The sequence below is a fragment of the Massilimicrobiota sp. SW1139 genome, from assembly GCF_012027715.1.
GTDB lineage: Bacteria > Bacillota_I > Bacilli_A > Erysipelotrichales > Coprobacillaceae > Allocoprobacillus > Allocoprobacillus merdigallinarum.
Genome location: NZ_SJOR01000013.1, coordinates 1 through 18,156, shown reverse-complemented (window position 1 = coordinate 18,156; position 18,156 = coordinate 1). Strand labels below are relative to the sequence as shown.

Here is an 18,156-nt window from a genome sequence, read left to right as displayed (position 1 = left end):
AATATGACGTTTGATAAAGCAGTCATGGAAAAATTCATGGCTGATCATCAATCACAGTATGTAGGAAAATATCGTTATCATAGTGGCTATCGCACCGAAGAACATACGTTTAAAGTTCATTATTATATGTTGGATCAGAATTTTAGACAAATTGATATTTTTGTTGAAATTCATTGTCAGGATGAAATTACGTATACTTTTTCAGAAGATCTACATGAACAGGAAAAGCTTTATATTGTTAAAGATGCTCTTTCAAGAGTACTGGCAAAACTAGGATATAAACGTGTTTTGCATTATTCATTGTATGAAAATTTTATCAAAACAGTATCAAGTGAACTGAATATCTTAGCGCCTATTGATTTCTGTGATATTTTAAGTTATATGAAGTATCATCATGGAATTAACCAACAAACAATGGATGATTTCTATAAAATTTTCTTACCATGTTTAAAGATGAATTTGAAACATAAGAATTATAAAAACTTTATTGATTCAGTGAATCTTTTATTTGAATCTGTGCTATATCAATATGAGTGGGATGGTACCAATTCAAAATATTTAGATACTGAATATCAATATCATCTTTATTATATTAGAAAAATCATACGCATTGTTTATCGTCATTTAGATAAATTTTATAAGAATGTTCCTGATGAACTTTTTAAGGCTATTCGTACACTATGCTTAAATTCACGATTTACATTTGCTATTATGACTGATTTTGGATCAATGGTTTTATCACAATACCATGTGACAAAAGCTATTATAGATACATTTAAAGATGAATTTACATTAATAGAGAAAGATTTTGTATTGGTTGATAAAAAGAAAGATGAAAATCAGGGGAATCTTGTTTTTTCGTATATTTACTATATTTTTTATAGTGATTATGATCATTATTATGAAGTTTTAATGAATGTATTGCGTAATATTATTCATTATATGTTGACTTTTGCAAATCATGATTTGGATCTGGCGTTAGGAAATTCTATTATTCAAGCAGAGGGATATCAGATCTTACTGGATTTATTCCATAGAGATTATAATACCTTTGTCTTTACTTGTTTTCCAATTGAATCTTTCCCAGATAACATGAAACCAAAAGTGAGAGATGAATTGGTGACAGCTATACAGTATTTTGCAGCAAGAATGGAAAATGAAAGTTATCGCCTCAGTTCATTTGAACAGGTTACAAATATTAATAGATTATTAATGGATAATTTTAAGGAGTGGTATAAATGAAAAAGAAGGTAGCCATTACAACAGCAGTTGCTTCTACTTTAACGGCTTCTACCTTAACAGCAAGCTTAGCTTTAGCTAATCAGTTTGCTAAAAAGGTATTATATCGTGAACATTTAAATAAAGAAGATCAAGGAAACTGGTATGAAAAAATCAATGCTCAAAAAGTCAAAATACAAAATCATAAAGGTCTATATCTTCAAGCTTATCTGATAGAAAAACCAAATGCGACAAGAACAATTGTTTGTTTGCATGCATTAATGGCATCAGCGAAGTCTTTAACACAGACTGTTGAATATTTAGAAAGCGTTTTTGAAAATGATAATATTTTAATGATTGATGCACATGCTCATGGTTTAAGTGATGGATATATTCGTGGTTTTGGCTATCGTGATGTTTTTGATTTAATGTATTTCAATACGTATTTATTACAGAAGTATGGAGATCAGCATCGTTTGATTATGTATGGAAAAGGAATGGGAGCCAATACGATTTTAAATGCTTCTGGACTTGGTAAATTAAAGAATGTAGATTTGATTATCAGTGAAGGAGCTTATGATAATGTTTATCACTATTTAACATTGAAATGTCAAAAAGAGATGAAAGTAACGAAATATTTAGCGGGTATGATGATTAGAAAAGTCGTGAAAGATGAGTTAAAGCTAGATATTAAAAAATTAGATACTGTAGAACTGGTTAAGAAAAATCAGATTCCAACAGTTTATATTCATTCTAAAAATGATCAGGATGTGCCATTCCATATGGTATTTCCATTATATAATCATGATGCTTCTAATAAGTTACTGTTTCCAATCAAAGAAGAACATCTTTATGATTTAAAAGAACAACAGGATTCATATTCATTATCTCTTATTGAGTTTATGAATGAGAATATATAAAAAGGAGGACTTATATGTATTTTGAAAAATCAAAAGGTTTCCCTCAAGACTTTTTATGGGGAAGTGCATCTGCTGCCTATCAGGTAGAAGGTGGATGGGATGCAGATGGAAAAGGTGTTTCCAATTGGGATAAGTTTGTAAGAATTCCAGGAAAAACTTTTAAAGCAACAACAGGAGATAAAGCTGTTGACCATTATCATCGTTACAAGGAAGATGTTAAATTAATGGCAGAAATGGGATTAAAAACGTATCGTTTCTCTATTGCCTGGACAAGAATCTACCCAAATGGAAATGGTGAAGTGAATGAAGCAGGACTTCAATTCTATGATGATTTAATTAATGAATTATTAAAATATGGCATTGAACCTATGGTGACAGTTTATCATTGGGATATGCCTCAAGCTTTAGAAGATCAATATCATGGTTGGGAAAGTCGTCAGATTGTTGATGATTATGTAAACTATGCAACAACACTTTTCAAAAGATATGGTGATCGTGTCAAATACTGGATTACAATGAACGAACAAAATATCTTTACATCATTTGGATGGTTAAAAGGAATGCATCCACCAGGAAAAGAAAACGATATGAAAACATTCTATCAGGTTAACCATCATGCTAATATGGCACATGCAAAGACAGTTTTGGCTTTAAAAGAAATGTATCCTGACGCCAAAGTTGGTGCTTCATTTGCTTACAGTCCATGTTATGCATATGATAGAAAACCTGAAAATGCGATGGCTAAAGCTGATTATGATGATTTACAAAATTATTGGTGGATGGATGTTTATGCTTATGGACGTTATCCAAGAAGTGCTTGGGCATATTTAGAAAGTCAAGGAGTCACTCCACAAATGGAAGATGGCGATGAAGACATTTTGAAAAAAGCTGCTGCATTAGTTGACTTTATGGGTGTGAATTATTATCAGACATGTGTTGCTGAATATAATGACATCAATGGTGTTGGTATGACAAATACAATGAACAACACCGGTGAAAAAGGAACAGCTCAAGTTCAAGGTGTACCGGGATTATATAAGAATCCAGCAAATGATTTCTTACCAACAACAGATTGGGATTGGACAATAGATCCAATGGGAATCAGAATGTGCTGTCGTGATATTACTTCACGTTATGATTTACCTGTTGTTATTTCTGAAAATGGTTTAGGAGCTTTTGATAAGGTTGAAGATGGACAGGTTCATGATCCATATCGTATTGCTTATTTAAAAGCACATATTGAAGAATTAAAGAAAGCTATTGATGATGGATGTCGAGTTTTGGCTTATTGTACATGGTCATATACTGATTTATTAAGCTGGTTAAATGGATATCAAAAACGTTATGGATTTGTATATGTTGATAGAGAAGAAGATGAAAATTCTGGAACATTGAATAGAATTCCAAAGGATTCTTATTATTGGTATAAAAAAGTCATCGAAACAAACGGTGAAGAATTATAGGATGAAGAAGGTATATATCATTTCATGATACATACCTTTTTTTGACCACTTACTTTGACATATGAACCACTTAGGCTAGGAGTATTTACTTTTTTGGTATTTCTTATTATAGTAAAGATATCAAAGGAGATTAGATATGAAGGTCAAAATAGAAATAGATGAGAGTTTACAGGAAGAAGAAGTGGTTATTAAAGCTCCATCTTTGAATGAAAAAGTGCAACGCATACAAGAAGTGATTCATGATATGTCTAAAAGTTCAAAAACAATGATTTTTTATAAAGGTCAAGTAGAATATTATTTATCATTGGACGATATTTTATTTTTTGAAACCAGTGATCATCATATTCATGCCCATACCAAAAATGATATGTATCAGATTAAGTATAAACTGTATGAACTTGAAGAAATGTTACCAGGAAACTTTATGAGAATATCAAAGTCGACTATTTTGAATGTCAAGAAAATATATGCTATTCATAAAACAATATCTAGTCCATGTCTTATTGAATTTGAAGATACACATAAGCAAGTGTATGTATCTAGACATTATTATAAACCACTAAAAATAAGATTAGAGGAAAAGAGGTTATAAGATGAAAAAAAGTAAAATGTTTTGGGGTGTTTTGTTTATTGCTTTGGCAGTCTTATTGATTGTGACACAATTAGGTCTTGTGAATATACATATGAGTATATGGACTTTATTACTGACAGTTTTTTTTGGTGTATCTGCTTTATCTAGTTTATTACATAAACGTGCAACAGGATTCTTGTTTTCAATAGCGTTTTTAATCATCATTTATGATGAGCCACTTGGTTTAGAAGCCATTACGCCTTGGACAGTCTTAATAGCTGCCTTATTAGCAAGTATAGGTTGTCATATATTATTTCCAGCATCAAAAAAACATACCCATTACGCACAGGATATTCAAGATAAAAAAACTGTAAAAGATGGGCATGTTGATATTAAAGAAAGCTTTGGAAGCTGTATTCGTTATATTGACTCACAAAATATGGAAGATATAACCATTACCAATAGAGCAGGAATGATGAAGATTTATTTTGATCAGGCTGATATAAAAGGACAGGAGATCAATTGTTATCTTTATATGAGCTGTGCCATGTTAGAACTTTATATTCCAAAGACATGGAAAGTGAAGAATTGTACAGATAGTGTACTATCATATATTGATATGGAAATGTTTGATCATAATATTGTTGAACATACAATGATTTTAAAAGGAAAAATAAATTTATCTGAAGTGAAGATTATCTATGTATAGCTATAATGTGAAATCATATTATAGCTTTTGATATGTCTTTTTTAAAAATTGAGCAACCCCATCTTGATCATTGGAAGGGATGATTTGAGTAGCAATCGCTTTTAATTTTTCATGTGCATTATCTACTGCATAGGCTTCATCAGCTAACTGAAACATCTCAATATCATTTTCTCCATCTCCAAAAACAACAAGACGATCATAATGATAAATATGTTTTAATTGTTCAATAGCATGTGCTTTAGATGTTCCTTGAGGCATAATTTCAAGCCATTGTTGATTTGTATAAATATCTTTTTGGAATAAACAATGATATTGTTTTTGATAATATTCATAAAACGGTTTGAGCTTATCTGTTTCATCAATCAATGTGACATAAAAAATTTGACCAACATAAAAGTCTTTGGGATGATGGATGATTCTGATACGTGGATCACCTTTTCTAGACTCAATAAATTCAAGCATCCCGGGTGTGCATTTTTCTGGAATAAAAGAAAATTTTTCTTCACCATCAATAAACGCATAGACAATAGGATAAAGATGATTGTTTAAAAAATGATCTAAAAGCAGATGAATATCTTCTTGGAAACAATGTGATAATAAGATCTCACCTGATACATTATCTCTCATACATGCACCATTATAAACAATTAAAGGAAAAGGCGCCTGTAATCCTTGTGTGACTTTCTTAGCTGTCCGATAAGATCTGGCTGTTGCATAAGAAAATAACATACCATCACTAACAAGCTGATTGATTGTCTGGATGGTAAAGGGAGATAATGTCTGATTGGAATTTAAAAGTGTACCATCTAAATCAGAAACATAAAGCGTTGTCATAATGATTCCTCCTATCTTTAAATATAGTTTAATTAATGGAAGAATAAATGAAAAGCTTTTTTTTAAGAAATATAAAAATATGGTATAATGAATAAAGAAGTGAGGTTGAGATATGAAAAGAAAAATACAAATAGTTGCGATAAATGCAATGATAGCCTGTATATATGCTGTTTTCACTTTGGTATGTTCTGCTTTTTCTTATGGTGCAATTCAGTTAAGATTATCTGAAATATTGATTTTCTTAGCTTTTTATAATCGTCGCTATATTCCGGGATTACTTGTAGGATGCATGTTGGCTAATGCGTTTTCTCCATTAGGCATTTATGATGTCATATTTGGTACACTAGCATCACTTATAACTTGTCTATCATTGACAATGATTTCTAACTTATTTCTAGGAGCTTTTTTAGGTGCTTTGTTTAATGGGATTATTGTTGGTGCAGAGTTATATTTTTTATTGGATTTACCATTTTTTATAAATGCTATGTATGTGTTTATAGGAGAACTGATTGTATTATTGATAGGTGTCTTTGTGTTTAAATTCTTAGAAAAGAATCCATCTTTGATGCAAAAATATATTATGGAAGATAAATAAAGAGTTCATAATGACAATATAAAATAAAAATGAGGTGATTGATTTGAAAACATCCATAAAAGTACGTGATTTGACATTAAAAAATATATTAATTATTTTGAGTTATGCCGCTTTACTTGTTTTAGGGGTGATTTATTTTGAAAGTATTTTTCAATATTTGGGGGAATTATTAAATATTATTCAACCATTTATTATAGGTTTTATTCTGGCTTTTATCTTTAATATTCCAATGAAGTTTTTTGAAAAGAAACTAGCTATACAAAATAAGAAAAAACGTAGAGTTGTTTCAGCGATTTTATCAGTGTTACTTATTTTATTAGTATTATTACTTGTTGTTATGGTTGTTGTGCCACAAGTTATAGAAAATGTAAGAACATTGATAGATAATTTACCTAGTATTTTTGCGCAGGCTGAAAAATGGTTGAATTATGTGTTTGAAGAAATTCGTTTATCACCAGATCTTCTTGATAAAATCAATGAATTTCAAACACGTTTTGCTCAAACATTCATTTCTACTTTAACGGCTTGGGCACCTAATATTGCTTCAGGTGTTTCCCATATCACAACAAGTGTCATTAATATTTTTATGGGATTTGTCATGGCTATCTATATGATTTTCTCTAAAGATAAACTGATCAGACAGGTGAAAAAATTTGCACATGCTTTATTCAATGATCAACATTATCAGTATATCAGCGAAGTTGTCAAATTAACAGGAACAACTTTTGAAAATTTCTTGGCTGGACAATTAACAGAATCAATTATCATTGGCGTATTGTGTTATATTGGTTGTATGATTTTAGATATTCCTTATGCGTCTATTGCGGCTATTGTCATTGGTTTTACAAATATTATTCCATATTTTGGACCTATTATTGGGGCAGTGATATCTTCAGCATTAATATTATTTGTATCACCTGTGAAAGCATTGATTTTTCTTGTTTTCAGTACCCTATTACAACAGTTTGAATCCAATTTAATCTATCCACATGTTGTAGGAAATTCAGTTGGTTTATCAGCTTTATGGGTGTTATTTGCAGTCAGTGTTGGTGGCGGATTGTTTGGTATACCAGGAATGGTTTTTGGATTACCAACTTTCTCAGTTATTTATGAGTTATTGAGAAGATGGACGAATTATCGTTTAGAAGTGAAAAGAAATTTAACCAAAAAACAAGAGGAGATTGTTGAATGAGTCACTTATTTGAATTTGATGCCATGATTCATAAAGTAGAGGATCGAGATGGTGCTTATGTGATTTGTCCCTATGATATAAGACAATTATATGGAAAAGGAAGAATGAAAGTTCATGTCACATTTGATGGTGTTCCCTATGATGGAAGTATTGTCAATATGGGAGTGAAAGATGAATATGGTCAAATCTGTTATATTATTGGGATGTTGAAATCTATTAGAAAACAATTAAACAAGCAACCTGGTGATTCTGTTCATGTGGTGGTTGAAAAGAGAGAAAAATAATCTTTTATTATATGAAATATTCTTTTTTCAAAGCTATTTTGTAGTATAATAAAAAATAGAAATGGAGGTAATTAAAAAATGGGATTTAGAAAAGATTTTTTATGGGGTGGAGCGATTGCTGCCCATCAAGCTGAAGGAGCATGGAATGAAGGAGGAAAAGGTGTTAGTATTGCTGATGTGATGACAGCAGGATCTAATGGTGTTGCAAGAAGAATTACAAATGGTGTTATTGATGGTGAAGATTATCCCAATCATGTAGGTATTGATTTCTATCATCATTATAAAGAAGATTTAGCTTTAATGGCAGAGATGGGATTTAAAGCTTTTAGAACTTCTATCGCATGGACAAGAATTTTTCCAAATGGTGATGATGAACAACCTAATGAAGAAGGATTAAAATTTTATGATGATTTATTTGATGAAATGCATCGTTTAGGAATTGAACCAATTGTGACTTTATCACACTTTGAAATGCCATATCATTTAGCTGAAAAGTATAATGGGTTTATGGATCGTAGATGTATTGATTTCTTTGTGAAATATGCCAAAGTTTGTTTTGAAAGATATAAAGGAAAAGTTAAATATTGGATGACTTTTAATGAAATCAATAATCAGGCTGAGTTAATATCAATGGGGGCACATCATCTTGCTCAAGAAGGTGCAGTTCTTGTTAAAGAAGGTGACGATATTGAATATATGATGTATAAATCAGCACATCACGAATTAGTTGCCAGTGCATTGGCAGTGAAAGCGGCACATGAAATTGATCCTGATGCAAAAGTTGGATGTATGATTGGTATGAATGCTGTTTATCCAGCAACATGCAATCCTGAAGATGTTTTAAATGCACAACAAGCAATGCATCAAAAATATTGGTATGTAGAAGTTCATGCCAGAGGACATTATCCTAAACACTTATTAAAGAAATTTGAAAGAAAAGGATATGATAACTTTATCTTACCAGAAGATGAAAAAGCATTGGCTGAAGGATGTGTAGATTATATAGGATTCTCTTATTATATGAGCTATGCGACAAAATATACTGGAAGATTTGGTCGTTCATTTGATTTCTCTGAAGAAGACTATGTCAGAAATACATACTTAAAAGCTAGTGATTGGGGATGGCAAATTGATCCAGTTGGTTTAAGATGGTGTCTCAACTGGTTTAATGATCGTTTTGAACTTCCTATGATGATTGTTGAAAATGGTTTTGGAGCTTATGATAAATATATTGATGATAATGATGAATATGTTGTAGATGATCAATATCGTATTGATTATTTAGCTGCTCATATTGCAGCTATGAAAGAAGCTGTTGATTATGATGGTGTTGATTTATTAGGATATACGATGTGGGCACCAATTGATATTGTTTCAGCTTCTACAGGTGAATATGATAAACGTTATGGATTTATCTATGTCAATTATAATAATGCACATGAAGGAGATTTTTCAAGAGCTAAGAAGAAATCATTCTATTGGTATAAACATGTGATTGAAACAAATGGAGAAGATTTAGATTAGAAGAAAACACAGGTCAAAATGTGACCTGTGTTTTTAAATGGTTTTTGTATATTCTTTTAACCATTGTTTTTCTTCATCATTTAAATATGGAGAAATTTTTTCATAAACTTCTAGATGATAGTGGTTAAGCCAGTTCTTTTCTTTTTGACTTAACATATTGACATCAATAGCATCTAAATCAATAGGTACAAATGTTAATGGTTCAAAATGTAAGAATTGTCCATATTCATTTTCATGACCTTTGACACATAATAATTCATTTTCAATACGAATACCATATTGTCCTTCTAAATAAATACCTGGTTCATCAGTAATATTCATTCCTGGTTCTAAAATGACATTTTCAGACATAGAACGCAATTTATAACGGAAGCTCTGTGGTCCTTCATGAACATTTAATAAATGACCAACACCGTGTCCAGTACCGCATTGATAATCAATATCTTCATCCCACATTGGTCCTCTGGCTAGAATATCTAGACTTTGTCCTGTACATCCATGTAAGAAATGTGCATTTTGTAAGGCTAACATCCCTTGTAAGACCATAGTAAAATGTTTCTTTTGGATATCTGTAATCTGTCCTAATACGAATGTTCTTGTAATATCTGTTGTTCCATCCATATATTGTCCACCACTGTCAATCAATAGCATGCCATCTTGATCAATCTTTGTAAATTGTGTAGATGTTGGATGATAATGCATTAAAGCGGCATTGTCTTTCCAAGCACAAATTGTTGTAAAACTTGGTTCAATAAATAAATCCTGTTGTTGTCTCAATTCTAAGACTTTATCAGAAACACTCATCTCATCCATATCAATTTTTCCATAATTATTTTTTAGCCAATACATGAATTTTGTCATGGCAACACCATCTTTGATATGAGCATGTTTTGAATTTTCAATTTCAACTTCGTTTTTAATAGCCTTCAACATTTGAGATGGATTCATTTTGTCAACAATTTCACAGTTTAAGCATTGGAATAAAGCATAATTAATATGGTTGGTACTGAGTAAAACACGACCTTTTAATTCCTGAGCATCCTGATAAATATCCTGATAATCTTTCACAAGGACGTTTTCTTGTTGTAATGCTTTTACCATATCTAAGTCATAACTTCCTTTTTGAAGGTATAAATATGACTGATCCAATGTAATTAAAGCAAACGCTAAGACAGTTGGAGAACATGGAATATCATTTCCTCTGATATTAAAAATCCAAGCTATATCATCAAGTGTTGTTATTAAATGTGATTGACAGTTATGATCTTTCATGTAGTCTAAAATCTTTTCAATCTTTTTATGAGTTGATAATCCATGATATTGAATATCATAAAGAAAAGCTTTTTCACATGATCTTTGAGGTCTATCTTTCCAAAATTCCTGCATAAGATCAACACACTCTATTTGATAGTCATCAATTTTAAGCTGTTTTTTCAAATCAAGAATAAATTGACAAGCCATTGTTTGACCATCAAAAGCAATCTTATCATGTTCTTGAATATGTTGGATAAGAAATTCTAATAGTGTAGGGACACCTTTTTGTCCCATTTTCATTAATGTAATACCTTCGTATAATTCCTTAGCTGCCTGAATGAAATAACGCCCATCAGTCCAAAGATAAGCTTCATCTTGCATCACAAGTAATGTTCCAGCACTACCAGTAAAGCCACTTAAATAAGCACGTGCCTGATAATAGTCACCTACAGTTTCAGACTGATGATCATCATCAGTAGGAACAATATAAAATTGAATATTTTTATCTTTTAATAATTGTTGAAAATCCTTTATCATTATGAACACCCCTATAATACTTTAGCACAATCTTTACATTTTGTAAGTAAAAATGTGTTAAAAAAGATAGTAATCCTTATTTGTAGCTTATTGTTGATAAAAACAATCTTAGATTAGTGGTTTATAAAGATCATTTCTACTCTGTTATATAGGAAAATAAGCGTAAAAAAGATGCAATAAATTGATTAATGAAGTCACTATGACTGAAAATAATAAGCAAAATATCATGAAATGATATAAAAAAATGCAAAATACATTTTATTTTATATTAAAAAAATGCAAAATGCATAATTTATTGATTATAAAAATATGCAATATCTATGTATTAGGTGTGGGTAAGTATCAAATAAAATGAATCTATCATAGATTTATTAACTATAATAGGACAGTTAGATGATAATAAAAAGAATATATCTCTTTGATGATTTGAGGACTTATTTTTTTAATCTATAAGAGTTTGAAGCAATCTTTACATTTTTGTGAGTTAAAATATGTTAAAATAAAGTAGCAACCCTTATTTGCAACTTCTAGTTGACAAAAAACAACTCTAGGTTGGTGGTTTATAGAGCTGATTTTGACTATGCTTAAGACAAGAGGTGAGATATATGAGTTTTGGAGAAAAGTTACAACAATTAAGAAAAGAAAAAGGTTTATCTCAGGAAGATTTAGCCTATCAATTAAATGTATCAAGACAGGCAGTCAGTAAATGGGAATCGCAAAATGGATATCCAGAGATGGAAAAGATAATTTTAATAAGCGAATTGTTTCAAGTGAGTTTAGATTATTTATTAAAAGAAGATTATGATGATTCTTTTCAAAAAACAGATACTTCTTATTATTTAATGTCAAAACAAAAAATAGACGACTATATACAAATCAAAAAAAGTTTTGCATTAAAAATGGCATTATCTGTATCATTCATGATTTTGGGACTTCTCATTCCTATTTTATGTTCAAATACACCTTATGAAACATGGAGTGGTTTTGGTTTCTTAATCATTATTGGTATAAGTATTTTTGTCATCATGGTAGCTGCTCTTTCTAAAAATCCATATCAGAATATTGAAGATCAGGAAATAAAAATGAGTTTTAGTGATTTACAAGAGTTACAGGAACAATATCATCAATTTCACTCTCATTTGACTTTAGCTGTTGCTGGTAGTGTTTTATTGATCATTGTTTCACTTGCATGTGTGGCGTTATTAACAGAAACACATTTTGTCAACTCACAATGGATACCTGCTCAATTTATGTTATGTGTTGCGATTGCTGTTTTCTTCTTTATTTATTATGGAATTTTAGATGGTGTGTATAAATTCCTTGTTCATAATAAAGAGTATGTTAAGGATAAACAAATTCAAAAGCAGCAAAGTAGTATTTTTGGAATCACAATGCCTCTAGCAGCAATGCTATATTGTGTGATGGGATTGACATGGAACTGGTGGCATCCAGGATGGATTATTTTTCCAATCACTGCTTTTATTTCATTAGGTATTGATTATTTGATTCATCGTAAGTAAAGAAGATGTAAGTCATCTTCTTTTTGTATTAAAAAATACGAAAAAAGTATATAATGAATATAAGTAAGGAGGTTATTATGGAGAAACGTTGGAATTTAGATCAATTATATTTATCTTTTCAAGATCAATCATTTTTAAATGATATTGAAACATTAACACATATGTTAGAGGATATGCAGGAATATTCTCAAAAGGAAAAAACAGAAGACAATTTAAAGTCATATTTAGAACAATCCAATCAATTTTCGGATCTGGTAGAAAAAATATATGCTTTTATATCATTGACAATGAGTAGTGATACAACGAATCAGGATGCTTTGAAATATTCATCTGTTATTGAAAATCTTTTAGCAAGTTTTGCAGATGCACAGGCAAAAATTGATCGTTGGATTGGTCAGTTTGATTTGAATCATATTCAAGATTCTTATATTCAAGAACATCTTTTTGTTTTAAAAGAAACACAAGAACATAATCGTTATTTATTAAGTGATGAGGGAGAAAAGATTTTGGCACAAATGAAAACAACTGGCTCAAGTGCCTGGTTGAAATATAAAGATCAGTTAATTGCTTCTATGAAAGTATCCATGGATGGTAAGGAGTATCCTTTGACAGAAGTTTTAAATATGGCTTATTCAAAGGATAAAGAGGTGAGAAAGAAAGCATATGAAGCCGAGATAGCATCTTATTTACAAGTAGAACAAGGTGTTGCGAGTGCTTTGAATGCAATTAAAGGTGAAGCCATAACAAGTGCCAATCTTCGAGGTTATGATTCTGTTTTACAGCGTACTTTGATAGATTCCAGAATGTCACAAAAGACATTGGATGTTTTGATTTCTACAATGAAAAAAGCTTTACCTATGTTTGAAAGATATTTCCAATTAAAGGCTCAAGCGTTAGGTTATACGGATGGATTGCCTTGGTATGAATTATATGCTCCAATTGTAGAAAGTGATATGTCTTATCCTTTTGAAAAAGGTAGTCAATTTGTTGTAGAACAGTTTTATACTTTTTCAAAGCATTTAGGAGATTATGCCAAGAAGGCTATTGAAAATCAATGGATTGATGTTTATCCAAGAACGGGAAAAGTTGGAGGGGCTTTCTGTCATAATTTACATTGTGTTCAGGAAAGTCGTTTCTTATTAAATTATGGAAATGAGTTTGGTGATACTATTACTTTAGGTCATGAACTTGGACATGGATTTCATGGTGAATGTTTAAATACACAGACAGCTTTAAATGCTGACTATCCAATGCCTATTGCTGAAACGGCTTCGACATTTTGCGAGACAATCATCAAAAAGGCAGCGCTCAAATCTGCTGATGCAAAAGACAAATTGTTTATTTTAGAAAATGAACTCTGTGATTGTGCACAGGTGATTGTGGATATTTATTCACGTTACTTGTTTGAAAGTCGATTGATTGAAAAGCGTCAAGAAGGACCATTAAGTGTTGAAGAAATCAAGGATTTAATGTTAGAAGCTCAAAAAGAAGCCTATGGTCATGGTTTGGATCATCGTTACTTACATCCCTATATGTGGACATGGAAACCACATTATTATGAAGCTGATTATGCGTTTTATAATTTTCCTTATGCATTTGGTTTATTACTTGCAAAAGGATTATATGGTTTATATCAAAAACAAGGTGCTACATTTGCTGATACGTATGAACATTTCTTATCATTAACGGGAAAAATGAGTTTAGAAGATGTGGGTAAGAGTGTTGGTATTGATTTACAGGATCCAGCATTCTGGCAAAATTCTATTGATATGATAAAAGATGATATTGATTTATTTGAAAAGTTATTAAAGCAATTGGTGTAACGAAATGTTACACCTTTTTTGTTGCAATTTTCATAAAATAAGAGTATATTGTTTAGTTGTAAACAATATACAAGTAAACTAATGAGGTGAGATATGAAAATGAACATTGAAACATTATTAGATTATTCAATACAGATTAGAAAGTATTATGCACGTGTTTTAAATGAGAGATTAAAAGATTTGAAATTATCACCTAATGAAATGAATATCTTAATTTTATTATCAAATAATCCAAGTATTACAACAAGTACACAGTTAAATGTCTTTTTAGGAGTTTCTAAGGGACTCATTAGTCGTAGTGTAGAAAGCTTGGTGAAAAAAGAGCTGATTCGTATAGAAAGTGATGTCACTGATCGACGTATTCAACATATTTATTTAACAGCCGATGCAATTGAGGAGATAAAGATTTTAAAAAAAGAAATTCGAAAAATTAATGAAGATATTTTATCAGAAATTCCAAAAGAAGATATTCAAAAAATGGAAGAAACGCTAATAAAAATAAGAGATCACTTTAAAGAAAAAAATGAGGAGGTATGTCTATGAAATTAAAAATGTCACAGGAAGTCGATTTGGGAAGAGAACCCGTAGGACATTTATTGTTTATTTTGGCTGTACCAGCTATTACATCGCAGGTTGTCAATGCTTTATATAACATGGTCGATCGTATGTATATAGGACATATTCCAGAAGTTGGTTCTGCAGCTTTAACAGGGGTAGGAGTCTGTTTTCCTATTATCATGATTATTTCTGCTTTTGCATACTTATTTGGTATGGGAGGAGCACCACGAGCTAGTATCTTCATGGGGAAAAAAGACAATGATACGGCTGAAAAAATTTTAGGTAACTGTACAACATCACTCATGATTATTGCCGTTTTATTGACAGTTTTGGTTTTGATTTTTCAAGAACCATTATTATATCTTTTTGGAGCGAGTGAAAATACAATTGGTTATGCCATGGATTATATGACTATTTATGCGATTGGAACAATCTTTGTACAATTGACATTAGGGTTAAATGCCTTTATATCAGCACAAGGATTTTCAAAAATCAGTATGTTAACTGTTGTTATTGGAGCTGTCGCAAATATTGTTTTAGACCCTATTTTCATTTTTGGATTGAATATGGGGGTACAAGGTGCAGCAGTTGCGACAGTCATGTCACAGGCTTTAAGTGCCATTTGGGCATTCTGGTTCTTATCAGGAAAAAATACGATTTTAAAATTAAAAAGAGAAAATTTAAAAATCAATTTTCATATTTTATTACCATGTATTGCTTTAGGTGTTGCTCCTTTTGCAATGCAGGCCACTGAAAGTGTTTTGGTATTATGCTTTAACTCATCATTATTAAAATATGGTGGGGATTTAGCTGTTGGCGCTATGACAATCTTATCAAGTGTTATGCAATTTGCCATGTTACCATTACAAGGTTTAACACAAGGTGGACAACCAATCATCAGCTATAACTATGGTGCTAAACAAGGTGATCGTGTTCAAAAAGCATTTAAACTTCAAACGATTTCATGTTTTTCATATTCATCTATACTATGGTTATTGATTATGATTTTCCCAAGTTTATTTGTTGCGATTTTTACAAGTGATCCACAATTAACAGAAATCACAATTTGGGCATTAAGAATTTATATGGCTGGAGTCTTATTAATGGGTATCCAAATTTCATGTCAACAGACATTTATCGCCTTTGGAAATTCAAAAAAGAGTGCATTTTTGGCAGTCTTTAGAAAAATCTTGGTTTTAATTCCTTTGATTTATATTTTACCTATGTTTATATCAGATCAAGTTTTTGCAGTCTTTTTAGCAGAACCTATTGCTGATACAATTGCTGTTTTAACAACATCAACAATGTTCTATTTTGAAATGAAAAATAAGATGAAAGAAATGCAAACAAAACAATCATAAGAAAGGAAAGTTACATGATTATTGAACAGTTTAAAGATGCATTTATTGATGAAGTGATGAGCAATGAGTGGCAGGAAGAAATTCTGCCACTTAAACAAATGATGGCTTATTATCGTTGTGCCATCATGGAAGTAGAAACAAAATTTAGAGTTTTAAATGAAGAACTTTCTCTTTGTTATGACCGTAATCCTATTGAATCTATTCACTCTCGCTTAAAATCTAATGCAAGTATTACAAAGAAACTGAAGTTAAAAGGTTATCCGATTAATGTTGAAACAATGGAAAAATATCTTTATGATATTGCGGGCTTACGTGTTGTCTGTTCATTTAAACAGGATATCTATCATTTGGCTCAATGTTTATTACAACAAGATGATATTCGTTTGGTCAAGAAAAAAGACTATATTCAAAATCCTAAAGCCAATGGTTATCGTAGTTTACATTTGATTATTGAAGTTCCGATTTTTTTAGAGAATGAGAAAAAATGGGTGAAAGTCGAAGTTCAGTTCCGTACTTTAGCGATGGATTTTTGGGCCAGTCTAGAACATAAATTGAGATATAAAAAAGTCATTGATGACGATAAAGAAAGTTATATAGCTTATCAGTTATTGGAATGTGCACAGATGTGTAATGATTTAGATGATAAAATGAGTTCAATTAAAGAATATTTAGAATAAGAATCGCTTTTATAAGTGATTCTTTTATTATTATGCTTTATAAGCATGATTGAATATGAAATATAAGTATTTGAAGAGAAGAAAGGGTTGATATAAAATAAAGATGAAAGTTGTGGTGGCATTATGCAAATAGAAAGATTTCAATGGAAAGAGACATCAAGAATTGTAGAAATGATCTGTCAGGTCTGGAAATTAGATCGCATGTTTAAAAGTTTAAAAAATGGTATGATTTTCTCACAAGAATATTTTTATGATGTTTTATTACATTCCACAGATTTATTTATAGCAACCAGACAACAGCGTATTGTTGGCTTTTTAGCATTATCTTTAGCTAAAAAAGATAAAATTCTGATTCCAAAAGAATATCAGAATAATCTCTATCATCAACATGATGATTTCCATTTGATTTCTTCCTATCGTCAAATGATGCAAAACTATCATCAAAACTGTGAACAGTTATTACCCAAGATGCATCAAAACTATGATGGTGAGATTGTTTTATTTATGGTTGATGAAACATATCAGCATCAGGGATTAGGAACGAAGCTTTATGAGTATGCAGAATATTTATTTAAAAAAGAAAACTGTTCCCATTATATTTTGTATACCGATACAAGCTGTTCTTATGAATTTTATGATCATCATCAAATGAAACGATTAGATCAGTATCGAAGAGATGATGATTTTACAATTTATTTATATGCAAAGGAGTTGAAATCCATGGAATATAGACAATTACCACATGGAAATGAAAAAATTAGTGTGATTGGTTTAGGAACCAGTTCACTTGGAGAATCAAATGATGAAGAAATCATTGCGACGATTCAAGAAGCTATTGCTCAAGGTGTGAATTATCTAGATTTAGCAAGTGGACATGCTAAAACATTTCAGGCAATTGGTCAGGCTATCAAAGGACAAAGAGAAAAAGTTTATTTACAGATTCATTTTGGAGCTAATTATGAAACAGGTGAATATGGATGGACAACAAATTTAGATAAGATCAAACAATCTATTCAATGGCAGTTAGAAATGTTGCAGACGGATTATATAGATTTTGGTTTTATTCATTGTATTGATGAAGAAGCAGATTTAAAAGCGATTGAAAAAGCGGGTGTT

General features: G+C 30.8%; 17 protein-coding genes. 15 read left to right on the top strand and 2 right to left on the bottom strand.

The genetic code is table 11. The features are described from left to right. Positions 1-3: 3 nt before the first annotated feature. From E0K96_RS08135 to E0K96_RS08115, 5 genes are all read left to right on the top strand, one after another. A complete protein-coding gene (locus tag E0K96_RS08135; protein ID WP_168082462.1) occupies positions 4-1,242 on the top strand; it encodes a hypothetical protein in 1,239 nt (412 codons plus the stop codon). After that, positions 1,239-2,138: an alpha/beta hydrolase gene (locus E0K96_RS08130; RefSeq protein ID WP_168082461.1), complete on the top strand. Its 900-nt coding sequence runs from the start codon at positions 1,239-1,241 to the stop codon at positions 2,136-2,138. Before E0K96_RS08135 ends, E0K96_RS08130 begins: the two co-directional genes overlap by 4 nt. A gap of 14 nt (positions 2,139-2,152) precedes the next feature. Further along, a complete protein-coding gene (locus E0K96_RS08125) occupies positions 2,153-3,601 on the top strand; it encodes a glycoside hydrolase family 1 protein (RefSeq protein ID WP_168082460.1) in 1,449 nt (482 codons plus the stop codon). 136 nt (positions 3,602-3,737) lie between these two features. Further along, positions 3,738-4,193: a LytTR family DNA-binding domain-containing protein gene (locus tag E0K96_RS08120; RefSeq protein WP_087244463.1), complete on the top strand. Its 456-nt coding sequence runs from the start codon at positions 3,738-3,740 to the stop codon at positions 4,191-4,193. Between the two features lies 1 nt (position 4,194). After that, complete coding sequence (locus E0K96_RS08115; RefSeq protein WP_168082459.1) at positions 4,195-4,881, top strand: LiaF transmembrane domain-containing protein; 687 nt, start codon at positions 4,195-4,197, stop codon at positions 4,879-4,881. Positions 4,882-4,899: 18 nt separating this feature from the next. On the opposite strand, the gene E0K96_RS08110 is transcribed toward E0K96_RS08115, so the two are convergent. Further along, a complete protein-coding gene (locus tag E0K96_RS08110; protein WP_168082458.1) occupies positions 4,900-5,715 on the bottom strand; it encodes an HAD family hydrolase in 816 nt (271 codons plus the stop codon). A 112-nt stretch (positions 5,716-5,827) separates the two neighbouring features. Between E0K96_RS08110 and E0K96_RS08105 the strand changes: the two genes are divergently transcribed. From E0K96_RS08105 to E0K96_RS08090, 4 genes are all read left to right on the top strand, one after another. After that, positions 5,828-6,310 carry a QueT transporter family protein gene (locus E0K96_RS08105; RefSeq protein WP_087296928.1) on the top strand — a complete coding sequence of 161 codons (483 nt, stop codon included), beginning with the start codon at positions 5,828-5,830 and terminating at the stop codon, positions 6,308-6,310. A 43-nt stretch (positions 6,311-6,353) separates the two neighbouring features. Then, on the top strand, positions 6,354-7,502 hold the full coding sequence (locus tag E0K96_RS08100; RefSeq protein ID WP_168082457.1) for an AI-2E family transporter: 1,149 nt from the start codon (positions 6,354-6,356) through the stop codon (positions 7,500-7,502). Next, positions 7,499-7,786 (top strand): DUF1905 domain-containing protein, encoded by a 288-nt coding sequence (locus E0K96_RS08095; RefSeq protein WP_168082456.1) that lies wholly within the window; start codon positions 7,499-7,501, stop codon positions 7,784-7,786. The genes E0K96_RS08100 and E0K96_RS08095 overlap by 4 nt, the downstream gene beginning before the upstream one ends. 78 nt (positions 7,787-7,864) lie before the next feature. Continuing rightward, entirely contained in the window at positions 7,865-9,310 is a 1,446-nt protein-coding gene (locus E0K96_RS08090) for a 6-phospho-beta-glucosidase (protein WP_087244469.1), read from the top strand. A gap of 33 nt (positions 9,311-9,343) precedes the next feature. Here E0K96_RS08090 and E0K96_RS08085 read toward each other — a convergent pair whose 3' ends face one another. Next, positions 9,344-11,101 (bottom strand): aminopeptidase P family protein, encoded by a 1,758-nt coding sequence (locus E0K96_RS08085; RefSeq protein ID WP_168082455.1) that lies wholly within the window; start codon positions 11,099-11,101, stop codon positions 9,344-9,346. A 605-nt stretch (positions 11,102-11,706) separates the two neighbouring features. Between E0K96_RS08085 and E0K96_RS08080 the strand changes: the two genes are divergently transcribed. The 6 genes from E0K96_RS08080 to E0K96_RS08055 form a co-directional block, all read left to right on the top strand. Beyond that, positions 11,707-12,621, top strand: a complete 915-nt coding sequence (locus tag E0K96_RS08080; protein WP_087244471.1) for a helix-turn-helix domain-containing protein — start codon at positions 11,707-11,709, stop codon at positions 12,619-12,621. A gap of 77 nt (positions 12,622-12,698) precedes the next feature. Then, the gene (locus E0K96_RS08075; protein ID WP_168082454.1) at positions 12,699-14,444 is read left to right on the top strand and encodes a M3 family oligoendopeptidase; all 1,746 of its coding nucleotides are present in this window, start codon (positions 12,699-12,701) and stop codon (positions 14,442-14,444) included. 93 nt (positions 14,445-14,537) lie between these two features. After that, complete coding sequence (locus E0K96_RS08070) at positions 14,538-14,987, top strand: MarR family winged helix-turn-helix transcriptional regulator (RefSeq protein ID WP_168082453.1); 450 nt, start codon at positions 14,538-14,540, stop codon at positions 14,985-14,987. Then, positions 14,984-16,363: an MATE family efflux transporter gene (locus E0K96_RS08065; RefSeq protein WP_087303937.1), complete on the top strand. Its 1,380-nt coding sequence runs from the start codon at positions 14,984-14,986 to the stop codon at positions 16,361-16,363. The genes E0K96_RS08070 and E0K96_RS08065 overlap by 4 nt, the downstream gene beginning before the upstream one ends. A gap of 14 nt (positions 16,364-16,377) precedes the next feature. Beyond that, positions 16,378-17,040, top strand: coding sequence for a GTP pyrophosphokinase (locus E0K96_RS08060; protein WP_087303938.1), 663 nt, complete (start codon positions 16,378-16,380; stop codon positions 17,038-17,040). A 123-nt stretch (positions 17,041-17,163) separates the two neighbouring features. Then, positions 17,164-18,156 (top strand): aldo/keto reductase (locus tag E0K96_RS08055; protein WP_168082452.1); only part of this gene is annotated, 993 nt, incomplete at its 3' end.

What these genes read in the sequence shown, in the direction of transcription:
- E0K96_RS08135 (WP_168082462.1), top strand. Translation starts at nt 4, where the DNA reads ATGACGTTTGATAAAGCAGTCATGGAAAAATTCATGGCTGATCATCAA.
- E0K96_RS08130 (WP_168082461.1), top strand. Translation starts at nt 1,239, where the DNA reads ATGAAAAAGAAGGTAGCCATTACAACAGCAGTTGCTTCTACTTTAACG.
- E0K96_RS08125 (WP_168082460.1), top strand. Translation starts at nt 2,153, where the DNA reads ATGTATTTTGAAAAATCAAAAGGTTTCCCTCAAGACTTTTTATGGGGA.
- E0K96_RS08120 (WP_087244463.1), top strand. Translation starts at nt 3,738, where the DNA reads ATGAAGGTCAAAATAGAAATAGATGAGAGTTTACAGGAAGAAGAAGTG.
- E0K96_RS08115 (WP_168082459.1), top strand. Translation starts at nt 4,195, where the DNA reads ATGAAAAAAAGTAAAATGTTTTGGGGTGTTTTGTTTATTGCTTTGGCA.
- E0K96_RS08110 (WP_168082458.1), bottom strand. Translation starts at nt 5,715, where the DNA reads ATGACAACGCTTTATGTTTCTGATTTAGATGGTACACTTTTAAATTCC.
- E0K96_RS08105 (WP_087296928.1), top strand. Translation starts at nt 5,828, where the DNA reads ATGAAAAGAAAAATACAAATAGTTGCGATAAATGCAATGATAGCCTGT.
- E0K96_RS08095 (WP_168082456.1), top strand. Translation starts at nt 7,499, where the DNA reads ATGAGTCACTTATTTGAATTTGATGCCATGATTCATAAAGTAGAGGAT.
- E0K96_RS08090 (WP_087244469.1), top strand. Translation starts at nt 7,865, where the DNA reads ATGGGATTTAGAAAAGATTTTTTATGGGGTGGAGCGATTGCTGCCCAT.
- E0K96_RS08085 (WP_168082455.1), bottom strand. Translation starts at nt 11,101, where the DNA reads ATGATAAAGGATTTTCAACAATTATTAAAAGATAAAAATATTCAATTT.
- E0K96_RS08080 (WP_087244471.1), top strand. Translation starts at nt 11,707, where the DNA reads ATGAGTTTTGGAGAAAAGTTACAACAATTAAGAAAAGAAAAAGGTTTA.
- E0K96_RS08075 (WP_168082454.1), top strand. Translation starts at nt 12,699, where the DNA reads ATGGAGAAACGTTGGAATTTAGATCAATTATATTTATCTTTTCAAGAT.
- E0K96_RS08070 (WP_168082453.1), top strand. Translation starts at nt 14,538, where the DNA reads ATGAAAATGAACATTGAAACATTATTAGATTATTCAATACAGATTAGA.
- E0K96_RS08065 (WP_087303937.1), top strand. Translation starts at nt 14,984, where the DNA reads ATGAAATTAAAAATGTCACAGGAAGTCGATTTGGGAAGAGAACCCGTA.
- E0K96_RS08060 (WP_087303938.1), top strand. Translation starts at nt 16,378, where the DNA reads ATGATTATTGAACAGTTTAAAGATGCATTTATTGATGAAGTGATGAGC.